We start from the raw sequence: 23358 nt of genomic DNA on the forward strand, positions 1-23358 counted from the left end.
TAACCGGGCTCGTGCCCACCTAGATCGACAACCTCGCAAGGAGAACACCCATGTTGAAGAACGCCCTCGCTGCACTGGTTCTGGGTTCCGCTCTGATCGGCGGCCAGGCCATGGCGGCAGACTACGCCATCGACAAGCAAGGCCAGCACGCCTTCGTCAATTTCAAGATCAGCCACCTGGGTTACAGCTGGCTGTACGGCACCTTCAAGGATTTCGACGGCAAGTTCAGCTTCGACGCCGCCAATCCTGAGGCGAGCAAAGTCAGCGTGACCCTGAAGACTGCCAGCGTCGATACCAACCACGCCGAGCGTGACAAGCACATTCGCAGTGCCGACTTCCTCAATGCGAGCAAGCACGCTACTGCCACGTTCGAATCGACTTCGGTCAAGTCCACTGGCGAAGGCACTGCCGACGTGACCGGCAACCTGACCCTGAACGGCGTGACCAAGCCGGTGGTGATCGCTGCCAAGTTCATCGGCGAGGGCAAGGACCCGTGGGGCGGCTACCGCGCCGGCTTCGAGGGCACCACCACCCTGACGCTGAAAGACTTCGACATCTCCATGGATCTCGGCCCGGCTTCGCAAACCGTGGAGCTGATCATCTCGGTCGAAGGTGTGCGTCAGTAAAGAAAGCGGCCGCTTGCGGCCCACTGATGACCCTCTCACATTTATGGGAGAGGGTGCCCGCAGGGCGGGAGAGGGCTATTTAGCTGTTTATTCTGACTCTGCCGGCACCAGCAAAAACGCCACCCCATGGGGTGGCGTTTTTGTTTGCGTGGCAGCTTACTCTTCGCGATTACGCGTCAGCAGCGCCGGCTTCTCGCCGCGTGGACGAGTGCTGTTGCTCAACTCGTCTAGCTGCTCGGCGCTGGGGAAACGATCCAGGCGCGAGCCCTTGTGCACGATGATCGGCTGCTTCTCGCGCGGGTTGCGCACGGCCGCTTCGGCGCGTGGCAGTTCGTCGCGGTCCAGCGAGGTGATGCGACCATCCGCCTGTCGGCCACGGCCCCCGCCGTTGCGGCCTTGACCACCCTGGCCACCTTGACGGCGATTCTTGCCGGGATTGCCTGGGTTACCGCCAGTGTTGCTGCGGGGCTGCCTGTTGTTGCTGTTGGCTCTCTGACCTTGGCCCTGAGCAGCGCCATTACCAGATGCACCGCCTCCCGAGCGGCGGCCGCGACCTTGCGGCTTGTTCTGCACCGGGACGTAATCGGCACGGTTACCGAAATTGTCGATTTCGTCGTCGAGAAACTCTTCTGGATCGCGATCCGGCGGCAGTGCGGGAACGGCCGGGGCTGCGCCACGATTCTGGTTGCGAGGCTGCTGACCTCGGCGGTTCTGCCCTTGGCCCTGACCTTGCTGCTGCGGCTTGGCTTTCTGATCCCTGCCGCCATCCTTGCCCTTGTCTCTGCGGCCACCGTTGTTGCGCTCGCCCTTGGGCTTATCGCCACCGCCTTCGGCTTTCTGCTTTTTCTGCCCGGCATTGCGCGGTTGGCGTGGCTCACGTACTTCCGGGCGCTCCGCTTCCACGGCGCTGGCGTCGAAGCCCATCAGATCGCCGTCGGGGATCTTCTGCTTGGTCATGCGCTCGATGCTTTTCAGCAGCTTCTCTTCGTCCGGAGCGACCAGCGAGATGGCCTCACCGCTGCGGCCGGCACGGCCAGTGCGGCCGATGCGGTGAACGTAGTCTTCCTCGACGTTGGGCAGCTCGAAGTTGACCACGTGCGGCAGTTGATCGATATCCAGGCCGCGTGCGGCGATATCGGTGGCCACCAGGATGCGTACCTGGTTGGCCTTGAAGTCGGCCAGGGCCTTGGTGCGCGCGTTCTGGCTCTTGTTGCCATGGATCGCGGCAGCCGGCAGACCATGCTTGTCGAGGTACTCGGCCAGGCGGTTGGCGCCATGCTTGGTGCGGGTGAACACCAGCACCTGTTCCCAGGCACCCTGGGTGATCAAGTGGGCGAGCAGGGCGCGCTTGTGGCTGGCAGCCAGACGGAACACGCGCTGTTCGATGCGCTCGACTGTGGTGTTCGGCGGCGTGACCTCGATGCGCTCGGGGTTGTGCAGCAGCTTGCCGGCCAGGTCGGTGATGTCCTTGGAGAAGGTGGCCGAGAACAGCAGGTTCTGGCGCTGTGCGGGCAGTTTGGCCAGCACCTTCTTGACGTCGTGGATGAAGCCCATGTCGAGCATGCGGTCGGCTTCGTCGAGGACGAGAATTTCCACGTGCGACAGATCGATGGCTTTCTGATTGGACAGGTCGAGCAGGCGGCCAGGGCAGGCCACCAGCACGTCGACGCCCTTGGCCAGGGCCTGGACCTGCGGGTTCATGCCAACGCCGCCGAAAATGCAGGCGCTGACGAATTTCAGATCGCGGGCATAGACCTTGAAGCTGTCATGCACCTGAGCGGCTAGCTCGCGAGTGGGTGTCAGCACCAGCACGCGCGGTTGTTTCGGGCCGTGCCGTTGTTCGCGATCCGGATGACCACCCGGAAACAGGCGCTCGAGGATCGGCAGGGCGAAACCGCCCGTCTTACCTGTACCCGTCTGGGCCGCCACCATGAGATCGCGACCTTGCAACACGGCGGGAATGGCCCGCTGTTGCACCGGAGTGGGCTGGGTGTAGCCGGCGGACTCGACCGCACGGACTAGAGCCTCGGAGAGACCGAGGGAGGCAAAGGACATGAGCAATCCTGTACTAAGTGAGGGCGTGGCCCTGGGGGTGTAGAGCCTGGCTTGAATCACACGTGGGGGGCGTGATCCCGTCCGGTACTGCTGGCCTCTGGGGGCTAGCATCCGGGCGCAAGCCTGGCGGGAAGATCCGAGTATAACAGAGCTGAGGCCTTGCGCAGCTACCAGCCTGTCGGTTGGTTCACGGCTTTAAGCGTTCAGGGCTGGCGTAACGCAGTTGTAACTGTGCGTAGGCGGGCTCGCGTTTGAAACGGCGCAGTTCGGCAGCGAAACCCGCGGCCAGGCGCGCCAGCTTGGGGTCGTGACGCAGCGCCAGGTACATGCGGTCATGGCCGACTGCTTTGCGGTTGTAGTCGATCTGGCCTTGCAGGCCCAGCTGTGCCCCAAGGTAGAGCCCAGCGCGGCGATCGTTGACCACCAGATCGACGCGGTGGCGGATCAGCTTGCCCAGGTTGGCCTCATGAGTCGGCGCTTCTTCACGTCTGAACAGGGTCGAGGTGCGGAAGGTTTCGTCGTTGTACCAGTAGCCTGGCGAGATGCCGATGACCAGCTCGCGCAGGTCTTCCAGGCTTTCGTAGGGGTAGGGGCGGTTACGTGCGTAGAACAGCACGAGTTCGACCTCGCTCAGTGGTTCTTCGACGAACAGCATGCTCGCCTCGCGCTCCGGGAGGTGGAATATGTCGAGAATTCCATCGGCGTGGCCTTGTTCCAGCGCCAACAGGCAGCGCTTCCAGGGCAGGAATTGCAGGTCCAGCGTTACCCCCAGGCGCTGCAGCACCTCGCGGGTTATTTCGTAGTCGAGGCCTGCGGCTTGGCCGTTGTCCTCGTAGACATAGGGCGCCCAGGCATCCGTGACCAGGCGCAGCGTTTCGCCGCGGGCGGCGAAAGCGCAACAGCATAGCAAAAGAGTGGCGATAATCTGGCGCTGGAATAATGACATCGCGCCAGGTTAGCGATTTTGCAGGTGCCTTGAAAGTGCGTCTTGCGCAGCCTCAGTCGACTACCCGATAGCAGGGCTCATAAGCGCTGCCACCCGGCAGTTTCATGCGGTGTTGCTCGACGAAGGCCTGCAGCAGGCGATCCAGCGGGCGCATGATGGTGGTTTCGCCGCGAATCTCGTAGGGGCCGTGCTCCTCGATCAGGCGGATGCCGTTCTCCTTGACGTTGCCGGCGACAATGCCGGAGAACGCGCGACGCAGGTTGGCGGCGAGGTGATGCAGTGGCTGCTCACGGGTGAGGTTGAGGCTGGCCATGGCTTCGTGGGTCGGCTCGAATGGATGCTGGAAGCTTTCGTCGATCTTCAACAGCCAGTTGAAGTGGAAGGCGTCGTTGCGCTCGCGGCGGAACTGACGCACGGCCTTGATGCCGACGGCCATTTCACGAGCTACTTCGGCCGGGTCGTTGACGATCATGCTGTAGCGCTGCTGCGCAGCTTCGCCCAGGGTGGCGCCGATGAAATCATGCAGCTGCTGCAGGTACGGCCCGGCGCTTTTCGGCCCGGTAAGAATGACCGGGAAGGGCAGGTCCTGGTTGTCCGGGTGGGTGAGGATGCCCAGCAGGTAGAGGAATTCTTCGGCAGTACCAGCGCCACCCGGGAAGATGATGATGCCGTGGCCGACGCGAACGAAAGCCTCCAGGCGCTTTTCGATATCCGGAAGAATCACCAGCTCGTTGACGATCGGGTTCGGCGCTTCGGCGGCGATGATCCCCGGTTCTGTCAGGCCCAGGTAGCGGCCGGTGAGGTTGCGCTGTTTGGCGTGGCTGATGGTGGCGCCTTTCATCGGCCCCTTCATCACGCCTGGGCCGCAGCCGGTGCAGATGTCCAGGCCGCGCAGGCCCAACTCGTGACCGACCTTCTTGGTGTATTTGTATTCCTCGGTGCTGATCGAATGGCCGCCCCAGCACACCACCATCTTCGGCTCGACGCCGCTGCGCAGGGTCTGTGCGTTGCGCAGCAGGTGGAAGACGTAATCGGTGATGCCTTCGGAGCTGTCCAGGTCGATGCGCTTGTGCTCCAGCTCGCTTTGCGTGAAGACGATGTCGCGCAGCGCGCTGAACAGCATCTCGCGGGTGCTGGCGATCATCTCGCCATCGACGAAGGCGTCGGCCGGGGCGTTGATCAGCTCCAGACGGATGCCGCGATCCTGCTGGTGAATCTTCACTTCGAAGTCCGGGTAGGCTTCGAGGATGGTCTTGGCGTTGTCGCTGTGCGAACCGGTATTGAGGATCGCCAGGGCGCACTGGCGGAACAGGCGGTAGACGCTGCCCGAGCCGGTCTCGCGCAGTTGCTGCACTTCGCGCTGGGAGAGGGTTTCCAGGCTGCCCTTGGGGCTGACGGAGGCGTTGATCGTGGAGCGTTTGAGCATGAGGGGCGATCCTTCGGCGGCAAGGCGGGAGGGTGAAGCGGGCAGGCTGCCCAGGGTGGGCAGCCTGTGAGTAAGCGGCCTGTTAGCGCGGCAGCTTGAGATTGTTCCAAATGGACAGGCTGGGCCCGGCCAGGTTCATGCTGTAGAAGTGCAGGCCGGGCGCGCCGCCTTGCAGCAGGCGTTCGCACATCTCGGTGATGACCTGTTCGCCGAAGACGCGAATGCTGTCGGCATCGTCGCCGTAGGCTTCCAGCTGCTTGCGAACCCAGCGTGGGATTTCAGCGCCGCAGGCGTCGGAGAAGCGCGCCAGCTTGCTGTAGTTGGTGATCGGCATGATGCCTGGCACCACTGGAATGTCCACGCCCAGTTTCTGCACGCGCTCGACGAAGTAGAAGTAGCTGTCGGCGTTGAAGAAGTATTGGGTGATGGCACTGTCGGCACCGGCCTTGGCCTTGCGCACGAAGTTGGCGATATCGTCCTCGAGGTTGCGTGCCTGCGGATGCATCTCCGGGTAGGCGGCAATTTCGATGTGGAAGTGATCACCGGTTTCAGTGCGGATGAACTCGACCAGTTCATTGGCGTAGCGCAGCTCACCGCTAGCCATGCCCATACCCGACGGCAGGTCGCCGCGCAGGGCCACGATGCGCTTGATGCCGGCATCCTTGTACCGGTTCAGCAGCTCGCGCAGCTCTGCCTTGCTGTCGCCCACGCAGGACAGGTGCGGTGCGGTGGGTACCTTGATCTCGCCGTCGAGTTGCAGCACGGTATTGACGGTACGGTCGCGGGTCGAACCGCCGGCGCCATAGGTGCAGGAGAAGAAATCGGGGTTGTAGGTCGCCAGCTGGCGCGCCACATCCATCAGTTTTTCATGCCCGGCTTCGGTCTTGGTAGGGAAGAACTCGAAGCTGTAGCGGCGTTGTTGGCTCATAGGGTTTCTAGCCTTGGAGACTTAGGGTGGATGGCGTTTACCCATCCACCTTGCTGGAAGTCGGCGGTGGATAAGCCAGGGGCTTATCCACCCTACGCATTAGTAGCGGTAAGCGTCCGGCTTGAACGGGCCTTCCACGGTCACGCCAATGTACTCGGCCTGCTGCTTGGTCAGTTGGGTGACCACGCCGCCGAAGCCCTTGACCATTTCCAGGGCGACTTCTTCGTCGAGCTTCTTCGGCAGCACTTCGACGGTCAGGCGCTCGGCCTTCTTCTCTGCGGAGAGATCAGCGAACTTCTGCTCGAACAGGAAGATCTGCGCCAGCACCTGGTTGGCGAAGGAGCCGTCCATGATGCGGCTCGGATGGCCAGTGGCGTTGCCCAGGTTCACCAGACGGCCTTCGGCCAGCAGGATCAGGTAGTCGTCGTTGGTCGGATCGAAGCTGCCGGCGCCGGTGCGGTGAATCTTGTGCACCTGCGGTTTGACCTCTTCCCACGCCCAGTTCTTGCGCATGAAGGCGGTGTCGATCTCGTTGTCGAAGTGACCGATGTTGCACACCACGGCGCGCTTCTTCAGTGCCTTGAGCATGCCGGCGTCGCAGACGTTGACGTTACCGGTGGTGGTAACGATCAGGTCGATCTTGCCCAGCAGCGCAGCGTCGACGCTGGCCTCGGTGCCGTCGTTGAGACCGTTCTTGTACGGGGAAACCAGCTCGAAGCCGTCCATGCAGGCCTGCATGGCGCAGATCGGGTCGATTTCGGAAACCTTGACGATCATGCCTTCCTGACGCAGCGACTGGGCCGAGCCCTTGCCCACGTCACCGTAGCCGATGACCAGCGCCTGCTTGCCCGACAGCAGGTGGTCGGTACCGCGCTTGATGGCGTCGTTGAGGCTGTGGCGGCAGCCGTACTTGTTGTCGTTCTTGCTCTTGGTCACGGCGTCGTTGACGTTGATCGCCGGGACTTTCAGGGTGCCGGCCTTGAGCATGTCGAGCAGGCGGTGCACACCGGTGGTGGTCTCTTCGGTGACGCCGTGGATGCGCTCGAGCATCTGCGGGTATTTCTTGTGCAGGATCTCGGTCAGGTCACCACCATCGTCCAGCACCATGTTAGCGTCCCACGGCTGGCCGTCCTTGAGGATGGTCTGCTCGATGCACCACTCGTACTCTTCTTCGGTCTCGCCCTTCCAGGCGAATACCGGGATGCCGGCGGCGGCGATGGCGGCAGCGGCCTGATCCTGGGTGGAGAAGATGTTGCACGACGACCAGCGCACTTCGGCGCCCAGGGCGGTGAGCGTCTCGATCAGCACGCCGGTCTGGATGGTCATGTGGATGCAGCCGAGGATCTTCGCGCCTTTCAGCGGTTGGCTGGCGGCGTACTTGCGGCGCAGACCCATCAGTGCCGGCATCTCGGACTCGGCGATGATCAGCTCTTTGCGGCCCCAATCGGCCAGGGAAATGTCGGCGACTTTGAAATCATTGAAAGACATGCAATAGCACTCCATTCGTTGTCTGCGAATGGGCGCCGTTGATGCGTATGGTTAACGCCCCATCCGAGCCTGACAGGTTGCCCTGCTGCAGCGCCCCTCGGACAGGTGGCGGGCACAACCGGAGCGGTGCCGGTTGCGTGAAACCGGCAAATTATAGCCGTGTGCGCGGCGCAGCCCAAGGCTTTCCGTCGCATTTGCCTGGCTATGATCGTCATAGCCAGCGATGCAACGACAAGCGCAGCGCTGCGGGCGCATCATGGGCGCTCAATCTGGCACGGAGGACACTGCATGAATTTCCATACTCGCAAGTGGATCAAGCCCGAGGATCTCAACCCCAACGGCACTCTGTTCGGCGGCAGCCTGCTGAAATGGATCGATGAAGAAGCAGCGATCTACGCCATCGTCCAGCTCGACAATCAGCGTGTGGTGACCAAATTCATTTCCGAGATCAACTTCGTCAGTTCGGCGCGTCAGAGCGACATCATCGAGCTGGGCATCACTGCTACCGAGTTTGGCCGCACCTCCATCACCCTGCGCTGCGAAGTGCGCAACAAGGTAACCCGCAAGAGCATCCTGACCATCGACAAGCTGGTGTTCGTCAATCTCGGCGAGGACGGTCAGCCGCAGCCGCATGGCAAGAGCGCGATCACCTACGCCAGAGATCGCTTCACGGACTGAGCGCCGCTGGCGCGGATGGCTGCCGGCTTGGCCGAAGCGCCGGCATCATTGGCGGGTGCGGCCATGGACGGTAACGGGGCGCTCGCTCAGGCTTGGCTTCCCGACCTTTCGAGTGAAGCCACACCATGACCCTTGCCTACTGGTGCGTACTGATCGCCATCTTTCTGCCCTACCTGGGCACTGCCACTGCCAAGTTTCTTGGCCCCGGCTACGGACCGCGCGCCAATCAGGACCCGCGCGCCTTCCTGAATACCCTGGAGGGCTGGCGCAAGCGCGCCAACAACGCCCAGCTCAATGGCTTCGAGGTGACTCCGGCGTTCGCCGCCGCAGTGATCATTGCGCACCAGGCCGGTGGCGCCGAGCAAGCGCTGCTCGACCAGTTGGCTGTGGCATTCATCGTCAGCCGTGTGCTGTATTTCATCTGCTACCTGGCCGACTGGGGCCCCGTACGCTCGCTGGTGTGGTTCGCTGGGATGGGGCTGATCGCGGCGTTGTTCGTGGTGTCCGCTTAGCCGGGCGTCTGCAGCCGACTATTGGGAATGGACTGAAAAAGCGCGTGACCAATCAGTCATTGCTCTGCTTTGGTGCGTTTTATGGGCTAGCTCAGCCTGTAGGGCGGCTGGCCGTTGGCCACGTTCTTGCTTGCTCCCGGTTATTTGGCGGGGTTTCCCGCCGTCTGCCAGGGAGCCTCTCATGTCCGCCACCACCTTTTTCGACCGCCTGCTCTGCGCCATCGGCCTGCGCACGCTGAATCAGCAGTTTCTGTTTTCCTATGCGCTGATGTTTCTGCTCGCGGTGGTCGCTTCGGTAGCGCTGTACCTGAGCATGTCGGTGTCGCCGGAGACCATCAACGTCGCCGGCGCGCAGCGCATGCTCAGCCAGAAGATGACCAAGGAGGCGCTGTTGCTGCGTGAAGGCGTCCTGCCTGCAACGACGCTGGAAGCCACCATGGCGCAGTTCGACGCCGCCCATCGTGATCTGCTGAGTGGCAATGCAGCGCGCAATATCAGTGCTATCGCCGAGCCTAACGTCCAGGCGCAGATGAACAAGGTCGGTGGTCTCTGGCAGGGTTTTCGTGCTCAGCTGCAGCGTGTGGTCACGGGGGATGCAGCGGTCGACCTCAAGGCCCTGGAGCAGCAGTCGGTCGAGCTGCTGCGCGAAATGAACCAGGCTGTCGGCTTGATGGCCGCGCACGCTGAAGGCAGCCAGCGCCGGCAGATGTGGTTGGCGTTCGGTTGCGTGCTGGGCATTCTGGCTCTGGTAGTGCTGGGCCGTCAGTTCGGCCTGCGTCCGCTGATGCACAACCTCAATGCGGTGGAGGCGGCGCTGACCCGGGTCGGCTCCGGCGACTTCACGCGTAGCCTGGAAGGTCGTCAGGGTGACAACGAGATCGGCCGCATCTTCGCTGGCTACAACCGCATGCAGGAGCAGGTGCGTGGCTTGTTGGCGGAGGTCAAGCGCAGCGGCGAGCGTACCGGAGAGCATGTCGGCAGTGTGGTCGGCGCTGCGCACTCGGCGGGTGATGGCGTACGGCGCCAGTACGAGGATCTCGATCAAGTCGCAACCGCAATGAACGAGATGAGTTCCACCGTGGCCGAGGTGGCGCGTCATGCTGCACATGCTGCCGAATCTGCGCGCAGTGCTGATGATTGTGCGCAGAGTGGTAAACAGGTGGTGCAGCGCAGTGCGGCGCAGATCGCCGAGCTGGTGGAGCAACTGCAGCGCAGTGGCGAGCAGGTACAGCGCCTGGAGGTCGAAACCGGTGGTGTCGGCAAGGTGCTCGAAGTGATCACCGGTATCGCTGAACAGACCAATCTGCTGGCGCTCAACGCGGCCATTGAGGCTGCGCGCGCTGGTGAGGCAGGACGTGGCTTCGCCGTAGTCGCTGATGAGGTGCGCACCCTGGCCAGTCGCACCCAGCAGTCCACTGGTGAAATTCAGGCGATCATCCAGCGTTTACAGGGCGGTGCGCGCGATGCGGTTCTGGCGATGCAGCGCAGTGCGACCCTGGCCGATGGCAATCTCCAGCATATTCGTCAGGCCAGTGAGGCGCTGGAGACCATCGTCGGCGCAGTGGACGGCATCAATGCCCTGAACGCGCAGATTGCCACGGCCGCAGAACAGCAGAGCCAGGTGGCGCAGGAGATCGACCAGCGGGTAACGCACATCTCCAGCCTGGCCGAGCGCAGCCAGGGCGAAACCGAGAGTGTGGTGCAGGTCAGCGCGCAGATTCAGGGCGAGGTGCAGCAGCTCAACAGCCAATTGGGGCGCTTCCGTACCTGAACCCCGGCTGACCAATGCACACAAACGACAGCCGTTGTGACAAGAGGTCGCTTGGCCCGACCGGGGCTAGCCGCGATACTGGCGGCCCCTTGTCGCCTGGAAGTCGTGTCGATGACCTTGAAGAAACTCCTGCTGCTCACCTGCGTCTGCCTGACCCTGGCTGCTTGTGGTGGGGTCGACCCCGACTCGCCGTTGGGCAAGCGCCAAGCCGCGTTCAAGGAGATGCTCAAGGTCAGCGAAGACCTCGGTGGGATGTTGCGCAGTCGTATTCCCTACGACGAAGCCGCATTCATCAGCGGCGCAGCCGAGCTCGAGCGTCTGTCGCACGAGCCCTGGCAGCACTTTCCGCAGGTACGTGACGACGAGCGTAGCAAGGCCAATCCCGAGGTCTGGCAGCGCCAGGAGCAATTCCAGAAGATGGCGCGTGAGCTGGAGCAGGCCACCGCCGCACTGGTTCAGGCGACGACCGCGCCGCCGCTACGCCGCTCCGAACTGGAGCCGGCAGTGCAGGCCGTCGAGGACAGTTGCGAGGCCTGCCACAAGGCGTTTCGCGCTTACTGATCGGCGCGCGCTTCGGCCTCGGCCTGCTCCAGTTCGGCGCGCGCCTCGGCCAGTTTGGCCTGACGCTTGGCGATCTTTTCCTGATCGCCCTTGCCCATGGCTTCGCGCAGATCCATCTCGCGCTCCTGCACTTCCTCACGGGCTTCCTTGACGCTGGCCAGGCGATCACTGTGCAGGGTGGCGTCGTCGCAATTCATTTCCACATTGCCTAGCGCCCTTTGCAGTCCATCCAGTTGCTGTGAGTTGCCGTTCTTGCGCGCAGCCTCGATCTTTTCTTCGATGACCTGGCGCTTGGCCGCACAGCCACCGTCGCCTTCCGCAGCGAGGATGGGCGTGGCGTTGAGATTGGCGGCCAGCAACAGGCCGAGCAAAGCGGTTTGACGAATCATGGTCTGTCCTCGTGTAGGTCTACTTCGAAGTGACCCTGGTTACCGCGCGAGGTTCGACCCGAGTGAGTCATCTGCTGACCCGGGTCAACCGCGCGGTGAATTTTCCTGCGGCAGGAAACCAACGGTGCCGGCCTCCTGCAATTGTGCGCCCAGGCGCTGAACCTCGGGGTGGCTGAAGAACGCCAACAGACGCTCAGCGCTCTTCTGGCTCATGCCGGGTTGCTGCATCCAGTCGGCGTGACTGCGTGCCAGTAGCGTGGCCCAGTCATCCTCCGCGCTTAGCTGAATGCCAGGTGGTGCGCCGAGGGCCTGCAGCCATTGTTGCAGTGAGCGCCGCTGGGCTTGGGCGAAGGCCTGCTGCAACTGCGAGGCGCGCCGTGGACCGATACCTGGCAGTTGCTGCAGGTGCTCGCTATCGAGCTCCAGCCAGTCGAGCAAGCCATGCAGTTTTTGCCCCGTAAGTAGCGTGCTCCAGGTGCCTGGTCCCACGCCGGGCAGGTTCAGTCCCTGTTTGCTGGCGAGCCAGTTCAGGCGTGCCTGGAACTGTTGCTGGCACTCATCGCTGAGTCGCCAGCAGCTCAGGGCGTGATATCGATTAGGGTCAGGTGCGTGCACCGCTGCGCGCTCCTGGCTGCGCCAGATCACCTGGTCGAGGCGCGGAATGGTCAGGCCAGCCAGGCGTATCGCCACCTGATCGCCGGGGCGAATGTCCAGCTCTTCCCAGGCTTGCAGCGAGCCGAGTGCGACCCGGCTGATGCGCCGCTCGTCGAGGTCGACCGGCTGCAAACGCAGGATCGGCGTGATGCGCCCAGTGCGGCCGATACTGAAATCCACCGCCTGCACCACGGCCAGCGCCTGGCCGGCCGGGTATTTCCAGGCAATCGCCCAGTACGGTGCTTCTGCCTGCCAGCGCGCTCCGGGTGGCCGCGTGCCCTGACGCAGGACCACACCATCGCTGGCAAACGGCTGCGGTTGATCGAACCAGCGCTGGCGCCAACTGTGAGCTTCCTTGGCGCCCCGCAGGGGCTGGGTGTAATGCAGGCTGTCGGCGAAACCCAGTTTCTGCAGGGTATGCAGGCGCTCTGGCATGTTCGCTGGGCCATCCGGCCAATCCCAGACGAACAGGCCGATGGCATCGAGCTGTTGCTGGTCGAGCGTTTGTCGCGCCATCAGGCCGGCCACCTTGCCGCGGGCTCCGGCGCCACCGTCGCGGCCCTGCACGTGGTCGTCCAGGCGCCAGTAAAGCTCGCCTTGCAGCACGGCATCGAGTGGCTGTATCAGGTGCGTGGGAATGGCCGGTAGCTGCCTGGCGCGGGCCGTCCAGTCCTGTCCATGGCGCCCATCGCCGCGGCTGATGGCTTGTTGTAATGAACCGTTGCGATAGACCAGGGTGATCGCAACGCCGTCGACCTTGGGCTGAATCCACAGGTCGTCGCGGCTATTGATCCATTCGGCCACCGCCGCGTCGTTCAGCTTGCGCAGCCCGGTCTGCGGCACTGGATGGGCGATCGTTCCGCTGCTGCCAGCCAGTGGGTCTGCCAGTGCCGTATGGGCAGTCGGGAAGCACTGATGCCAGGACTGCAGGCGCTCGCGTGCCTGATCATAGATTTCATCGGCCACTAGCGAGCGGCCGTGATTATGGTAGGCGTCGTCCCACTCGGCGATCTGCTGACTGAGCGCGGTGAGCTCGGAACTGGCGCGACTGGAGGGCCAGTCGGGGCAGGGGCTGGCCTGGGCGGTGAGGGGGAAAAGCAGCAGAGCGATCCAGCGCTTCATGTTGAGCATCCTTGCTCCGATTGGTCGAGTGGCCTGGGCCTGTGATTGCAGTACCAAGTCGAGATACTTGGCAGTCTAGACCAGTGTGGGCTGCTCACCAGGCTGGTGTAGATGCGGAAACATGATCAGGGCACGGTAAGGCGCGGGCCATGTCTACTACCCTGTTCGACGGCGGCCCGCTCAGGGTTGGCAAGGAACTCGTTCATTCAGAGGGACGTTCATATGCAGGACATGCGTTTTACCAAGCGAATCACTCCGCTGTTGGCCATGGCCATGCTGGCCGGTTGTGGTGAAAGCGCTGACAAGCAAGTCGCCAAGGCCGACGCTGTCAGCGAGGAAGCGGTTGCCGCGCCTGCCGAGGCATCCCCAGCCGTGGCAGCATCCAATGGCGGCAGTGCGGCCTGTCTCGATGTGCCCGCTCTACGTACGGTCGGCAATACCTGGACGATCACCACCGACGGCCAGCGACGTCAATACGGTTGCAGAGCTGGCCGACTATCGTGGGCAGAGTGCTTATCGCACTCATACCGAGAACAGCGTGGGAACGGTGGCGGACGCCTACGGCAATGTCGTCGATGGCGTCGTCCATTGGTATGGAAGTGTGATGATCCAGCCGGCCATCAATGAAAGCTATAACCAGCCGAGCTTTTCCGTGCCTGCGGATTTGCCCCAGGACCAGACCCATTCGGTCAGCTTCGACGCGATCACCGTGCAGCCAGGGGCGGAGCCCTTCGCCATGAAGTTGACCAATACGGTGACGTACCGAGGGCGAGAACGCATCGAGACGGAGTTCGGCGCCTTCGACACCTGCAAGATGGAGTTCTCGACCGAGGGCGCCATGGTGCCGAAAACTACCTGGCAGCAGTGGATCATTGCTTCGGGTAAGTTCGCCGGCTTGCCGTTGCGCATGAGCAATGTGCAGGGCACCACGCAGGCCAGCAGTATCGAGGTGAGCTGGTAAGCCGCTGCGATCTGCAGGCATGAAAAAACCGATGCCGTTGCCGGCATCGGTTTTTTGTTTTCGCGTAGCGCGGCGGGCTTACAGGCCAGCGGCGGCGCGCAGGTCGGCAGCCTTGTCGGTGCGTTCCCAGGTGAAGGTGGTGAAGCTGTCGTCGCCAACGGTTCTGGACTGCGGCGTGCGGCCGAAGTGGCCGTAGGCTGCGGTGTCCTGGTACATCGGGTGCAACAGGTCGAGCATCTTGGTGATGGCGTACGGGCGCAGGTCGAACACGTCACGCACCAGTTTGATGATCTTGTCTTCAGCGATCTTGTGGGTGCCGAAGGTGTTGATCGAGATGGAGGTCGGCTGGGCCACGCCGATGGCGTAGGACACCTGGATCTCGCAGCGCTCGGCCAGGCCGGCGGCGACGATGTTCTTGGCCACGTAGCGGCCGGCGTAGGCAGCGCTACGGTCGACCTTGGAGGGGTCCTTGCCGGAGAACGCGCCACCACCGTGACGGGCCATGCCGCCGTAGCTGTCGACGATGATCTTGCGCCCGGTCAGGCCGCAGTCGCCCACTGGGCCGCCGATGATGAACTGGCCGGTCGGGTTGATGTGGAACTGGGTGTCCTTGTGCAGCAGTTCGGCCGGCAGCACGTGCTTGACGATCAGCTCCATCACGCCGTCGCGCAGGTCGTCGTATTTCACTTCCGGGTTGTGTTGGGTGGACAGTACCACCGCGTCGATGGCGACGACCTTGCCGTTCTCGTAGCGGCAGGTGACCTGGGATTTGGCAGCCGGGCGCCGCCACGGCAGCAGGCCGGACTTGCGTGCTTCGGCCTGACGCTCGACCAGGCGGTGCGAGAAGCAGATCGGCGCCGGCATCAGCACGTCGGTTTCGTTGCTGGCATAGCCGAACATCAGGCCCTGGTCGCCAGCGCCCTGATCTTCCGGCTTGGCGCGGTCGACGCCCTGGTTGATGTCCGGGGACTGCTTGCCGATGATGTTGAGCACGCCGCAGGTGGCGCCGTCGAAGCCGACGTCGCTGCTGGTGTAGCCGATGTCGCAGATCACGTCGCGGACGATCTGCTCCAGGTCGACCCAGGCACTGGTGGTGACTTCACCGGCAACGATGGCTACACCGGTTTTGACCAGGGTTTCCACGGCCACGCGGGCGTGTTTGTCCTGGGTGATGATGGCGTCGAGCACCGCATCGGAGATCTGATCGGCGATCTTGTCCGGATGCCCTTCGGACACGGACTCGGAGGTAAACAGGGAATATTCGCTCATCTATCGGTTCCTTTCTTGCCGGAGGCTGAAGGCGCTGTGCGCATCGGGTTTGGCAAAGTGCCGTAATTGAATCTGAAAGCCGTTTTTCAAGCCTATGTAGAGGCTTTCGCCGGGTGTCAGGCCGGCGGCCGTCGCCCAGCGCGCCAGGTCTTCCTGTTCGAAGCCGAGCCAGAGGTCGCCGCACGCTTCGCGCGCCCAGCTCTGGTCGTGGCTGCACAGTTCGCTGAGCAGCAGGCTGCCGCCTGGTGCGACCAGGCCAGCCAGCTTGCGAAAGGCCTCGGCCGGGGTGGCGAAGTGGTGCAGCACCATGTTCAGTACCACGCAATCTGCCGTGACTGGCGCGTCCTGCAGCGCATCGGCCAGTTTCAGCTCGACGTTATGCAGGCTTTCAGCGGCGCAGCGTTGGCTGGCCAGTTCGAGCATAGCCGGGCTGTTGTCCAGTGCCGTGACCTGGGCGAAGCGCCGCGCCAGTTCGGGGAGGAAGGCGCCATCGCCCGGGCCGATTTCCAGCGCGCTGGCGCTGGGGGCGAAGTGCAGGGCATCAAGCAGCGCCAGCAGGCTGTCGCGGTACTGCGGCAGGCCGGCGATCAGGTCCTGCTGGGCCTGGAAGTTGCTGGCCATGCGTGCGAAGAAATCGCGACTGACGGTGGCGCGCTGCTGGTGCACGGTGGCGATGCGTGCCTGTACATCGCCGGGCAGCGGCAGCTCGTCGATATCGTCCAGCAGGGCGGCATGCAGACGGCCATTGGGCAGTGCGCGGCGGTAGAAGATCGCGTTGCCTTCGCGGCGCGTTGCCACCAGCCCAGCCTGGGCCAGCACCTTGAGGTGATGGCTCATGCCCGACTGGCCGATGGCGAAGATCTGTGCCAACTCCAGTACGCCGAAGGAATCGTTGCTCAGCACGCGCAGCACGTTCAGGCGCAGCGGATCGCCGCCGGCCTTGCACAGGGCGGCGAGTGTGTCGCAGGGGTCGAATTCCAACTGGGGGGCGCGCAGGGTCATGGTGGCGCAGTCTAGTCGGTCATTTTTCATACAGCAATACCAATATCAAAAAGTTTTGATATTGGTATTGCTGTTACTCCGACGTTTGAGTCAACGCCAGGAAAGCCGCGGGTGCCGGGCTCAGACTGGCGCCCAGGCGCCACAGCACATGCAGCTCGCGCTCGATCTGCAGGTCCTGTACCGGCAGATGGCGCAGTTCACCGTTGGCCAGTTCGCGCTCCACCACTCGCTGCGACAGCCAGGCAATGCCCTGGCCGTCAGCGAGCAGACGCTTGAGCGCCTCGGTGCTGCCGATGGCCATGCCGGCACGGGGTTCGAGGCCATGCGCGCGGTAGGCCTGCTCGACGCTGACGCGCGCGCCAGAGCCCGGCTCGCGCATGTACAGCGGGTAATCCTGCAGTTTCTCCGCGGCGAGCGCCTGGCTGGCGGCCAGCGGATGGTGTGGCGCAACCACCGGTAGCAGGGCGTCGCGTGCCAGCAGGCGATGGGCGTAGTCGGTGCGGACGAACGGGCCTTCGACGAAGCCCAGGCTGATGCGGCCTTCGTCCAGCTGCCGGGTGACGGCGTCGGTGTTGCTCACGTCGAGGCTGACGAATATCTGTGGATGCAGGGCGCGAAAACGGGTGAGCAGGGGCGGCAACAGGTAGGAGCCGAGGGTGGCGCTGGCGCCCAGGTGCAATTCGCCTTGTTCCAGTTGGGCGAAGTCACGCAGGTCGCGTTCGGCGGCGCGTTCCAGGCTGAAGATGCGCTGGGCGTAGTCGAGCAGGCGCAGGCCGCCTTCGGTCAGTTGTACGCCGCGCGGCAGGCGGTCGAACAGGCGCAGGTCGAGGCTGGCTTCGAGGTCGCGAATTTCTCGCGTCACCGCCGGCTGGCTGATGTGCAGGCGCTCGGCGCCAGCGCTGATGCTGCCGGCCTCTGCTACGGCAAGGAAGACCTTCAGGTGATGGAGGTTCATGATTCATGCATAAGTGAAAGGCATGGTTAAGATGCTGAATATGTATTTTTCATATGGCAAGCCTCTTCTTAACCTTGCGCTATCACTCATGTCACGGGACAACCCGATTCATGCCGCGCCCTTTCAGTCGTTTGCCCGAGCCGCTCGCATTCATTCGTCACTTCACTCCTAGCTGGTTCGCCATGACCATGGGCACCGGTGTGCTGGCGCTAGTGATCGCCCATCTGCCTTGGCGCCTGCCGGGCATGGTGCTGCTGGCCGAAGGCCTGTGGTTCTTCGCTGTCAGCCTGTTCGCCATGTTCACGGCGCTGTTTCTGCTGCTCCTGGCACTGTTTCGCGACACCGTCTGGCCGATGCTGCTGCATCCGGTGCAGTCAATGTTCCTCGGCGCAATCCCGATGGGCCTGGCGGTGCTGATCAAGGGCCTGTTGCTGTTCGGCGTCCCGCGCTGGGGCGAGGGCGTCTATGCGCTGGCGCATGCCTTGTGGTGGCTGGATGCGACGCTGGCGCTGCTCGGCGCCCTGCTGGTGCCCTATCTGATGTTCACTCGTCAGCATCACGCACTGGAGAAACTCACGGCGGTCTGGCTGCTACCTATCGTCGCACCCGAGGTCGCTGCCAGCACGGCGGGAGCGTTGGCGCCGCACCTGGGCGCTGCGGCCGCGCAGCAACTGCTGGTCGCCGGCTTCATCCTTTGGGGATTGTCGCTGTCGCTGGCGTTCTCGCTGATCACCCTGGTGCTGCTGCGCCTGGCCCTGCACAAGTTGCCGGATACCGATTTCGCTGCCACCAGTTGGCTACCGCTGGGGCCGCTGGCGACCGGCTGCCTGGGGCTGCTGAGCATGGGTCAGGCCGCGCCACTGGCGTTCGCTGGCACACCCTTGGCCAGCGCTGCCGAGCTGGCTCGTGACCTTGGCCTGATCGGCGGCCTGGCGCTGTGGGGCGCGGGGCTGTGGTGGCTGGTGATTGCCACCCTGTTCACCCGTCACTACATCCGCGACAACATGCCGTTCAACCTCGGCTGGTGGGGCTTCACCTTCCCGCTCGGAGTCTTCGCCCTGGCCACCTTCGAGCTACAGGCGCTGACCGGGCTGACCTTCTTCACTTGGGTCGGCGTGGCGCTGGCGATCCAGCTGGCGGCGGTATGGTCGCTGGTGTTCAGTCGTACGCTCGCTGGCGTCTGGCATGGCGAGCTGTTTCAGGCGCCCTGCCTGGGTGGGCCAGGCAGCCCGGCGGTGAGCGTGCTGAGCGAGCAGACAGGTTGATTTGGTCTCTACGACCATCTGTCATTGCCCCGCGGGGGCCGGCTGGGCGAAAATAGGCGTCTTTTTTCGCCCCCTTCATTCAGAAGCAGCCCCCGTAGGAGATTCAGCGATGCCCAGCCGTCGTGAGCGAGCCAATGCCATTCGTGCCCTCAGCATGGATGCTGTGCAGAAAGCCAACAGCGGCCACCCCGGTGCCCCCATGGGTATGGCGGATATCGCCGAAGTGCTGTGGCGCGATTTTCTGAAGCACAATCCGAGCAACCCGAACTTCGCCGACCGTGACCGCTTCGTGCTGTCCAACGGCCATGGTTCGATGCTGATCTATTCGCTGCTGCACCTGACCGGCTACGACCTGTCCATCGACGACCTGAAGAACTTCCGTCAGCTGCACAGCAAGACCCCGGGTCACCCGGAATACGGCTACACCCCTGGCGTGGAAACCACCACCGGCCCACTCGGCCAGGGCATCGCCAACGCCGTCGGTTTCGCCATTGCCGAGAAGGTACTGGGCGCGCAGTTCAACCGTGAAGGCCACGCCATCGTCGACCACAACACCTATGTGTTCCTCGGCGACGGCTGCATGATGGAAGGCATTTCCCACGAAGTCTGTTCGCTGGCCGGCACCCTTGGCTTGGGCAAGCTGATCGCCTTCTACGACGACAACGGTATCTCCATCGACGGTGAGGTCGAGGGCTGGTTCACCGATGACACGCCGAAGCGCTTCGAAGCCTACGGCTGGCAGGTGATCCGCAATGTCGACGGCCATGATGCCGAAGAAATCAAGATGGCCATCGACACCGCGCGCAAGACCACGGATCAGCCGACCCTGATCTGCTGCAAGACCACCATTGGCTTCGGTTCGCCGAACAAGCAGGGCAAGGAAGAGTGCCACGGCGCGCCGCTGGGCAATGACGAAATCGCCCTGACCCGCGCCGCGCTGGGCTGGAACCATGGCCCGTTCGAAATCCCCGCCGAGATCTACGCCGAGTGGGACGCCAAGGAAGCCGGCGCTGCCGCCGAAGCCGCCTGGAACGACAAATTTGCCGCCTACGCCGCTGCCCATCCTGAACTGGCTGCCGAGTTCAAGCGCCGCATCGCTGGTGAGCTGCCGGCCGACTTTGCCGAGAAGGCCGCTGCCTACATCAAGGACGTCGCCGAGAAGGGCGAGACCATCGCCAGCCGCAAGGCCAGCCAGAACGCGTTGAATGCCTTCGGCCCGCTGCTGCCAGAATTCCTCGGTGGTTCGGCCGACCTGGCCGGTTCCAACCTGACACTGTGGAAGGGCTGCAAGGGCGTCTCCGCTGAAGATGCGTCCGGCAACTACATGTTCTACGGCGTGCGCGAGTTCGGCATGAGCGCGATCATGAACGGCATCGCCTTGCACGGTGGCTTCGTGCCGTACGGCGCCACCTTCCTGATCTTCATGGAATACGCCCGTAACGCCGTGCGCATGTCCGCGCTGATGAAGAAGCGCGTGCTGTACGTGTTCACCCACGACTCCATCGGTCTCGGCGAAGACGGCCCGACCCACCAGCCGATCGAGCAACTGGCCAGCCTGCGTGGCACGCCGAACCTCGACACCTGGCGCCCAGCCGATGCCGTGGAGTCCGCTGTGGCCTGGAAATACGCCATCGAGCGCGCCGACGGCCCCAGCGCTCTGGTGTTCAGCCGCCAGAACCTGCCGCACCAGCCGCGTGATGCCCAGCAACTGGCTGACGTCGCCCGTGGCGGCTACGTGCTCAAGGACAGCGCTGGCGAGCCGGAGCTGATCCTGATCGCCACCGGTTCGGAAGTCGGCCTGGCCGTGGCTGCCTACGACAAACTGACTGCTGCCGGCCACAAGGTACGTGTGGTGTCGATGCCGTCCACCAGCGTATTCGACGCCCAGGACGCCGCCTACAAGCAGGACGTGCTGCCACTGCAGGTCGGTGCGCGCATCGCCATCGAGGCCTCGCACGCCGATTACTGGTACAAGTATGTGGGCCTGGAAGGTCGCATCATCGGCATGACCAGCTTCGGCGAATCTGCCCCGGCCCCGGCGCTGTTCGAGCACTTCGGTTTCACCGTCGACAACATCGTCGCCACCGCCGAAGAACTGCTGGACGCCTGACCCTTCCGTAGGAGCGAGCTCTGCTCGCGAAGCTGTTTGCCTCGCGCAGGGTTCGCGAGCAGAGCTCGCTCCTACCGGGTTCCTTTTGCCTTGCGAGCGCCTATGTCACGACAACGCCCCTATCGTGTCGCCCTCAACGGCTATGGTCGTATCGGCCGTTGCGTGCTGCGCGCGCTGCACGAGCGTGGCAATTCAGCGAGCCTGGAAATCGTCGCGCTTAACGATCTGGCCGATCAGGCCAGCATCGAATACCTGACCCGCTTCGACTCCACTCACGGACGCTTTCCCGGCGAGGTGAAGGTCGATGGCGACTGCCTGCATATCAACGGCGATTGCGTGAAGGTGCTGCGCCAGAGCGAGCCCGAGGCGATCGACTGGGCCGCGCTGGATATCGACCTTCTGCTGGAATGCTCCGGGCAATACACCACGCGCGCCGATGCCGAGCGTTTTCTCGCTGCCGGCGCGCCGCGCGTGTTGCTGTCGCAGCCGATGGCCAGCGAGGCGGATATCGACGCCACGGTGGTCTACGGCGTCAATCAGCAGTGCCTCAGCGGTGCCGAGCGACTGGTATCCAACGCCTCCTGCACCACCAACTGCGGCGTGCCGCTGCTGAAACTTCTCGATGAGATGGTGGGTCTGGAGTACGTCTCCATTACCACCATTCACTCGGCGATGAACGACCAACCGGTGATCGATGCCTACCACCACGAAGACCTACGCCGCACGCGCTCGGCCTTCCAGTCGGTGATTCCGGTGTCCACCGGCCTGGCGCGCGGTATCGAACGCCTGCTGCCGGAGCTGGCCGGGCGCATTCAGGCCAAGGCCATCCGCGTGCCGACGGTTAACGTCTCCTGCCTGGACATCACCCTGCAGACCGCACGCGATACCTCTGCCGAAGAGATCAATCGCGTGCTGCGTCAGGCGGCGGAAAGTGGCCCGCTCAAGGGACTGTTGGCCTACACCGAACTGCCGCACGCCAGCTGCGACTTCAACCACGACCCGCACTCGGCCATCGTCGACGGCAGCCAGACCCGCGTGTCCGGCCCACGCCTGGTCAACCTGCTGGCCTGGTTCGACAACGAGTGGGGGTTTGCCAACCGCATGCTCGATGTTGCCGAACATTTTCTCGCTGCATCTACTTCCTCCGTACAACCAGCCCCCGTGAAGGACTGATCTATGACCGTTCTGAAGATGACCGACCTCGACCTCAATGGTAAGCGCGTGTTGATCCGCGAAGACCTAAACGTCCCGGTGAAGGACGGTGTGGTCAAGAGCGACGCGCGTATCCTTGCGTCCCTGCCGACCATCAAGCTGGCGCTGGAGAAGGGCGCTGCCGTGCTGGTCTGCTCGCACCTGGGCCGCCCGGAAGAGGGCATTTACAGTGAGGAAGATAGCCTGGCGCCGGTCGCCGCCTACCTGAGCAAGGCGCTCGGTCGCGAGGTGCCGCTGGTCAAGGACTACCTCGGTGGTGTCGAGGTCAAGGCCGGCGAGCTGGTGCTGCTGGAGAACGTCCGCTTCAACAAGGGCGAGAAGAAGAACACCGACGAGCTGGCCCAGCAGTACGCTGCCCTGTGCGACGTGTTCGTCATGGACGCCTTCGGTACCGCTCACCGCGCCCAGGGCTCGACCCATGGCGTGGCCAAGTTCGCCAAGGTCGCCTGTGCCGGCCCGCTGCTGGCTGCCGAGCTGGACGCGCTGGGTAAGGCGCTGGACAAACCGGCCCGCCCGATGCTGGCCATCGTCGCCGGCTCCAAGGTGTCGACCAAGCTCGACGTGCTCAACTCCCTTGCCGATATCTGCGACTCGCTGATCGTCGGTGGCGGCATCGCCAACACCTTCCTCGCGGCTGCCGGCCTGCCGGTGGGCAAATCGCTGTACGAGGCCGATCTGGTCGACACCGCCAAGGCCATCGCGGCCAAGGTCAGCGTACCGCTGCCGGTCGACGTGGTGGTGGCCAAGGCCTTCGCCGAAGACGCCGAAGCCACCATCAAGGCCGTCGCTGACGTGGCCGAAGACGACATGATCCTCGACATTGGCCCGCAGACTGCAGCGATGTTCGCCGAGATGCTCAAGGCCTCGCAGACCATCCTGTGGAATGGTCCGGTCGGCGTGTTCGAGTTCGATCAGTTCGGCAACGGCACCAAGGCCCTGGCCCTGGCCATCGCCGAAAGTCCGGCGTTCTCCATCGCAGGCGGCGGCGATACCCTGGCGGCGATCGACAAATACGGCGTGGCGGACAAGATTTCCTACATTTCCACCGGTGGCGGCGCCTTCCTCGAGTTCGTCGAGGGCAAGGTACTGCCGGCCGTGGAAGTGCTGGAGCAACGCGCACAATAAACACCAGCTAGGGTGAATGGAGTCACCCTGCGCCACGGCGGATAAAACCCTGACGTGAACGGGTGGTCTGTAAGAAGACCGGATCATCGAACAAGGAGTCATGTCATGGACAAGTTAGCCGCCCTGGGCGTTATTGGTATGTTGCTGGCCGGTTGTGCCGGCGGTGGTCGTGAAGCGGCCTGCGAGGTGTTCAGCCCGGCGCAGATCGAAACCCCGACCACTCAGGATGATCAGCGTGTCGAGCAGAACAGTGGTGAGCCCACTGGCCCGGCACCGGAACAGCGTTGCTGAGAAGGAGAGACA

Annotated in this window: 21 protein-coding genes and 1 riboswitch; of the genes, 11 read left to right on the forward strand and 10 right to left on the reverse strand. The window is 63.5% G+C overall.

Annotation, left to right across the window (positions count from 1 at the left end):
• The first annotated feature begins 50 nt into the window (after positions 1–50).
• A complete protein-coding gene (locus EGJ86_RS09840) occupies positions 51–626 on the forward strand; it encodes a YceI family protein (protein ID WP_106733649.1) in 576 nt (191 codons plus the stop codon).
• Between the two features lie 156 nt (positions 627–782).
• Here the strand turns inward: EGJ86_RS09840 and EGJ86_RS09845 are convergent, their stop codons facing one another.
• The 5 genes from EGJ86_RS09845 to ahcY form a co-directional block, all read right to left on the reverse strand.
• A complete protein-coding gene (locus tag EGJ86_RS09845) occupies positions 783–2681 on the reverse strand; it encodes a DEAD/DEAH box helicase (RefSeq protein ID WP_125834966.1) in 1899 nt (632 codons plus the stop codon).
• Positions 2682–2868: 187 nt separating this feature from the next.
• Entirely contained in the window at positions 2869–3627 is a 759-nt protein-coding gene (locus tag EGJ86_RS09850) for an ABC transporter substrate-binding protein (protein WP_125834967.1), read from the reverse strand.
• A gap of 52 nt (positions 3628–3679) precedes the next feature.
• The gene (gene ppnN, locus EGJ86_RS09855; RefSeq protein WP_125834968.1) at positions 3680–5053 is read right to left on the reverse strand and encodes a nucleotide 5'-monophosphate nucleosidase PpnN; all 1374 of its coding nucleotides are present in this window, start codon (positions 5051–5053) and stop codon (positions 3680–3682) included.
• An 82-nt stretch (positions 5054–5135) separates the two neighbouring features.
• Positions 5136–5981, reverse strand: coding sequence for a methylenetetrahydrofolate reductase [NAD(P)H] (gene metF, locus EGJ86_RS09860; RefSeq protein ID WP_125834969.1), 846 nt, complete (start codon positions 5979–5981; stop codon positions 5136–5138).
• A 99-nt stretch (positions 5982–6080) separates the two neighbouring features.
• Positions 6081–7469, reverse strand: coding sequence for an adenosylhomocysteinase (gene ahcY, locus EGJ86_RS09865; RefSeq protein ID WP_037003797.1), 1389 nt, complete (start codon positions 7467–7469; stop codon positions 6081–6083).
• 23 nt (positions 7470–7492) lie between these two features.
• Positions 7493–7574, reverse strand: a riboswitch (S-adenosyl-L-homocysteine riboswitch).
• 183 nt (positions 7575–7757) lie between these two features.
• Here ahcY and EGJ86_RS09870 point away from each other — a divergent pair.
• The 4 genes from EGJ86_RS09870 (at position 7758) to EGJ86_RS09885 (ending at position 10991) form a co-directional block, all read left to right on the forward strand.
• The gene (locus EGJ86_RS09870; protein WP_099522878.1) at positions 7758–8147 is read left to right on the forward strand and encodes an acyl-CoA thioesterase; all 390 of its coding nucleotides are present in this window, start codon (positions 7758–7760) and stop codon (positions 8145–8147) included.
• Between the two features lie 125 nt (positions 8148–8272).
• The gene (locus EGJ86_RS09875; RefSeq protein ID WP_125834970.1) at positions 8273–8659 is read left to right on the forward strand and encodes an MAPEG family protein; all 387 of its coding nucleotides are present in this window, start codon (positions 8273–8275) and stop codon (positions 8657–8659) included.
• Positions 8660–8840: 181 nt separating this feature from the next.
• Positions 8841–10430: a methyl-accepting chemotaxis protein gene (locus EGJ86_RS09880; RefSeq protein WP_125834971.1), complete on the forward strand. Its 1590-nt coding sequence runs from the start codon at positions 8841–8843 to the stop codon at positions 10428–10430.
• A gap of 111 nt (positions 10431–10541) precedes the next feature.
• Positions 10542–10991 carry a cytochrome c gene (locus EGJ86_RS09885; RefSeq protein WP_125834972.1) on the forward strand — a complete coding sequence of 150 codons (450 nt, stop codon included), beginning with the start codon at positions 10542–10544 and terminating at the stop codon, positions 10989–10991.
• On the opposite strand, the gene EGJ86_RS09890 is transcribed toward EGJ86_RS09885, so the two are convergent.
• Together EGJ86_RS09890 and ligB are read right to left on the reverse strand one after the other, a co-directional pair.
• A complete protein-coding gene (locus EGJ86_RS09890) occupies positions 10985–11380 on the reverse strand; it encodes a DUF1090 domain-containing protein (protein ID WP_125834973.1) in 396 nt (131 codons plus the stop codon). The genes EGJ86_RS09885 and EGJ86_RS09890 overlap by 7 nt on opposite strands.
• Positions 11381–11464: 84 nt before the next feature.
• Entirely contained in the window at positions 11465–13156 is a 1692-nt protein-coding gene (gene ligB, locus EGJ86_RS09895; protein ID WP_125834974.1) for an NAD-dependent DNA ligase LigB, read from the reverse strand.
• Between the two features lie 343 nt (positions 13157–13499).
• Here ligB and EGJ86_RS09900 point away from each other — a divergent pair, with 343 nt between their 5' ends.
• Positions 13500–14117 (forward strand): hypothetical protein, encoded by a 618-nt coding sequence (locus EGJ86_RS09900; protein WP_125834975.1) that lies wholly within the window; start codon positions 13500–13502, stop codon positions 14115–14117.
• 78 nt (positions 14118–14195) lie between these two features.
• On the opposite strand, the gene metK is transcribed toward EGJ86_RS09900, so the two are convergent.
• The 3 genes from metK to EGJ86_RS09915 all read right to left on the reverse strand — a co-directional run bounded on the left by metK (position 14196) and on the right by EGJ86_RS09915 (position 17343).
• Positions 14196–15386: a methionine adenosyltransferase gene (metK, locus tag EGJ86_RS09905; RefSeq protein ID WP_125834976.1), complete on the reverse strand. Its 1191-nt coding sequence runs from the start codon at positions 15384–15386 to the stop codon at positions 14196–14198.
• On the reverse strand, positions 15387–16388 hold the full coding sequence (locus EGJ86_RS09910; protein WP_125834977.1) for a metalloregulator ArsR/SmtB family transcription factor: 1002 nt from the start codon (positions 16386–16388) through the stop codon (positions 15387–15389). It abuts the gene before it with no gap.
• A 73-nt stretch (positions 16389–16461) separates the two neighbouring features.
• Positions 16462–17343 carry a LysR family transcriptional regulator gene (locus EGJ86_RS09915; protein ID WP_125834978.1) on the reverse strand — a complete coding sequence of 294 codons (882 nt, stop codon included), beginning with the start codon at positions 17341–17343 and terminating at the stop codon, positions 16462–16464.
• A 110-nt stretch (positions 17344–17453) separates the two neighbouring features.
• Here EGJ86_RS09915 and EGJ86_RS09920 point away from each other — a divergent pair, with 110 nt between their 5' ends.
• From EGJ86_RS09920 to EGJ86_RS09940, 5 genes are all read left to right on the forward strand, one after another.
• Positions 17454–18608, forward strand: coding sequence for a TDT family transporter (locus EGJ86_RS09920; protein WP_125834979.1), 1155 nt, complete (start codon positions 17454–17456; stop codon positions 18606–18608).
• 109 nt (positions 18609–18717) lie between these two features.
• Positions 18718–20718, forward strand: a complete 2001-nt coding sequence (gene tkt / locus EGJ86_RS09925; protein WP_125834980.1) for a transketolase — start codon at positions 18718–18720, stop codon at positions 20716–20718.
• 102 nt (positions 20719–20820) lie between these two features.
• Positions 20821–21891 carry an erythrose-4-phosphate dehydrogenase gene (gene epd / locus EGJ86_RS09930; protein ID WP_125834981.1) on the forward strand — a complete coding sequence of 357 codons (1071 nt, stop codon included), beginning with the start codon at positions 20821–20823 and terminating at the stop codon, positions 21889–21891.
• Between the two features lie 3 nt (positions 21892–21894).
• Positions 21895–23055, forward strand: coding sequence for a phosphoglycerate kinase (locus tag EGJ86_RS09935; protein WP_125834982.1), 1161 nt, complete (start codon positions 21895–21897; stop codon positions 23053–23055).
• A gap of 105 nt (positions 23056–23160) precedes the next feature.
• Entirely contained in the window at positions 23161–23346 is a 186-nt protein-coding gene (locus EGJ86_RS09940) for a hypothetical protein (protein ID WP_106733667.1), read from the forward strand.
• Positions 23347–23358 lie beyond the last annotated feature (12 nt).

This window comes from Pseudomonas sp. o96-267 (assembly GCF_003935465.1).
Classification (GTDB): Bacteria; Pseudomonadota; Gammaproteobacteria; order Pseudomonadales; family Pseudomonadaceae; genus Aquipseudomonas; species Aquipseudomonas sediminis.

What these genes read in the sequence shown, in the direction of transcription:
- EGJ86_RS09850 (WP_125834967.1), bottom strand. Translation starts at nt 3,627, where the DNA reads ATGTCATTATTCCAGCGCCAGATTATCGCCACTCTTTTGCTATGCTGT.
- EGJ86_RS09940 (WP_106733667.1), top strand. Translation starts at nt 23,161, where the DNA reads ATGGACAAGTTAGCCGCCCTGGGCGTTATTGGTATGTTGCTGGCCGGT.
- EGJ86_RS09920 (WP_125834979.1), top strand. Translation starts at nt 17,454, where the DNA reads ATGCCGCGCCCTTTCAGTCGTTTGCCCGAGCCGCTCGCATTCATTCGT.
- EGJ86_RS09885 (WP_125834972.1), top strand. Translation starts at nt 10,542, where the DNA reads ATGACCTTGAAGAAACTCCTGCTGCTCACCTGCGTCTGCCTGACCCTG.
- epd (WP_125834981.1), top strand. Translation starts at nt 20,821, where the DNA reads ATGTCACGACAACGCCCCTATCGTGTCGCCCTCAACGGCTATGGTCGT.
- metK (WP_125834976.1), bottom strand. Translation starts at nt 15,386, where the DNA reads ATGAGCGAATATTCCCTGTTTACCTCCGAGTCCGTGTCCGAAGGGCAT.
- ahcY (WP_037003797.1), bottom strand. Translation starts at nt 7,469, where the DNA reads ATGTCTTTCAATGATTTCAAAGTCGCCGACATTTCCCTGGCCGATTGG.
- tkt (WP_125834980.1), top strand. Translation starts at nt 18,718, where the DNA reads ATGCCCAGCCGTCGTGAGCGAGCCAATGCCATTCGTGCCCTCAGCATG.
- EGJ86_RS09845 (WP_125834966.1), bottom strand. Translation starts at nt 2,681, where the DNA reads ATGTCCTTTGCCTCCCTCGGTCTCTCCGAGGCTCTAGTCCGTGCGGTC.
- ppnN (WP_125834968.1), bottom strand. Translation starts at nt 5,053, where the DNA reads ATGCTCAAACGCTCCACGATCAACGCCTCCGTCAGCCCCAAGGGCAGC.
- ligB (WP_125834974.1), bottom strand. Translation starts at nt 13,156, where the DNA reads ATGAAGCGCTGGATCGCTCTGCTGCTTTTCCCCCTCACCGCCCAGGCC.
- EGJ86_RS09870 (WP_099522878.1), top strand. Translation starts at nt 7,758, where the DNA reads ATGAATTTCCATACTCGCAAGTGGATCAAGCCCGAGGATCTCAACCCC.
- EGJ86_RS09935 (WP_125834982.1), top strand. Translation starts at nt 21,895, where the DNA reads ATGACCGTTCTGAAGATGACCGACCTCGACCTCAATGGTAAGCGCGTG.
- EGJ86_RS09880 (WP_125834971.1), top strand. Translation starts at nt 8,841, where the DNA reads ATGTCCGCCACCACCTTTTTCGACCGCCTGCTCTGCGCCATCGGCCTG.
- metF (WP_125834969.1), bottom strand. Translation starts at nt 5,981, where the DNA reads ATGAGCCAACAACGCCGCTACAGCTTCGAGTTCTTCCCTACCAAGACC.
- EGJ86_RS09890 (WP_125834973.1), bottom strand. Translation starts at nt 11,380, where the DNA reads ATGATTCGTCAAACCGCTTTGCTCGGCCTGTTGCTGGCCGCCAATCTC.
- EGJ86_RS09915 (WP_125834978.1), bottom strand. Translation starts at nt 17,343, where the DNA reads ATGAACCTCCATCACCTGAAGGTCTTCCTTGCCGTAGCAGAGGCCGGC.
- EGJ86_RS09840 (WP_106733649.1), top strand. Translation starts at nt 51, where the DNA reads ATGTTGAAGAACGCCCTCGCTGCACTGGTTCTGGGTTCCGCTCTGATC.
- EGJ86_RS09875 (WP_125834970.1), top strand. Translation starts at nt 8,273, where the DNA reads ATGACCCTTGCCTACTGGTGCGTACTGATCGCCATCTTTCTGCCCTAC.
- EGJ86_RS09910 (WP_125834977.1), bottom strand. Translation starts at nt 16,388, where the DNA reads ATGACCCTGCGCGCCCCCCAGTTGGAATTCGACCCCTGCGACACACTC.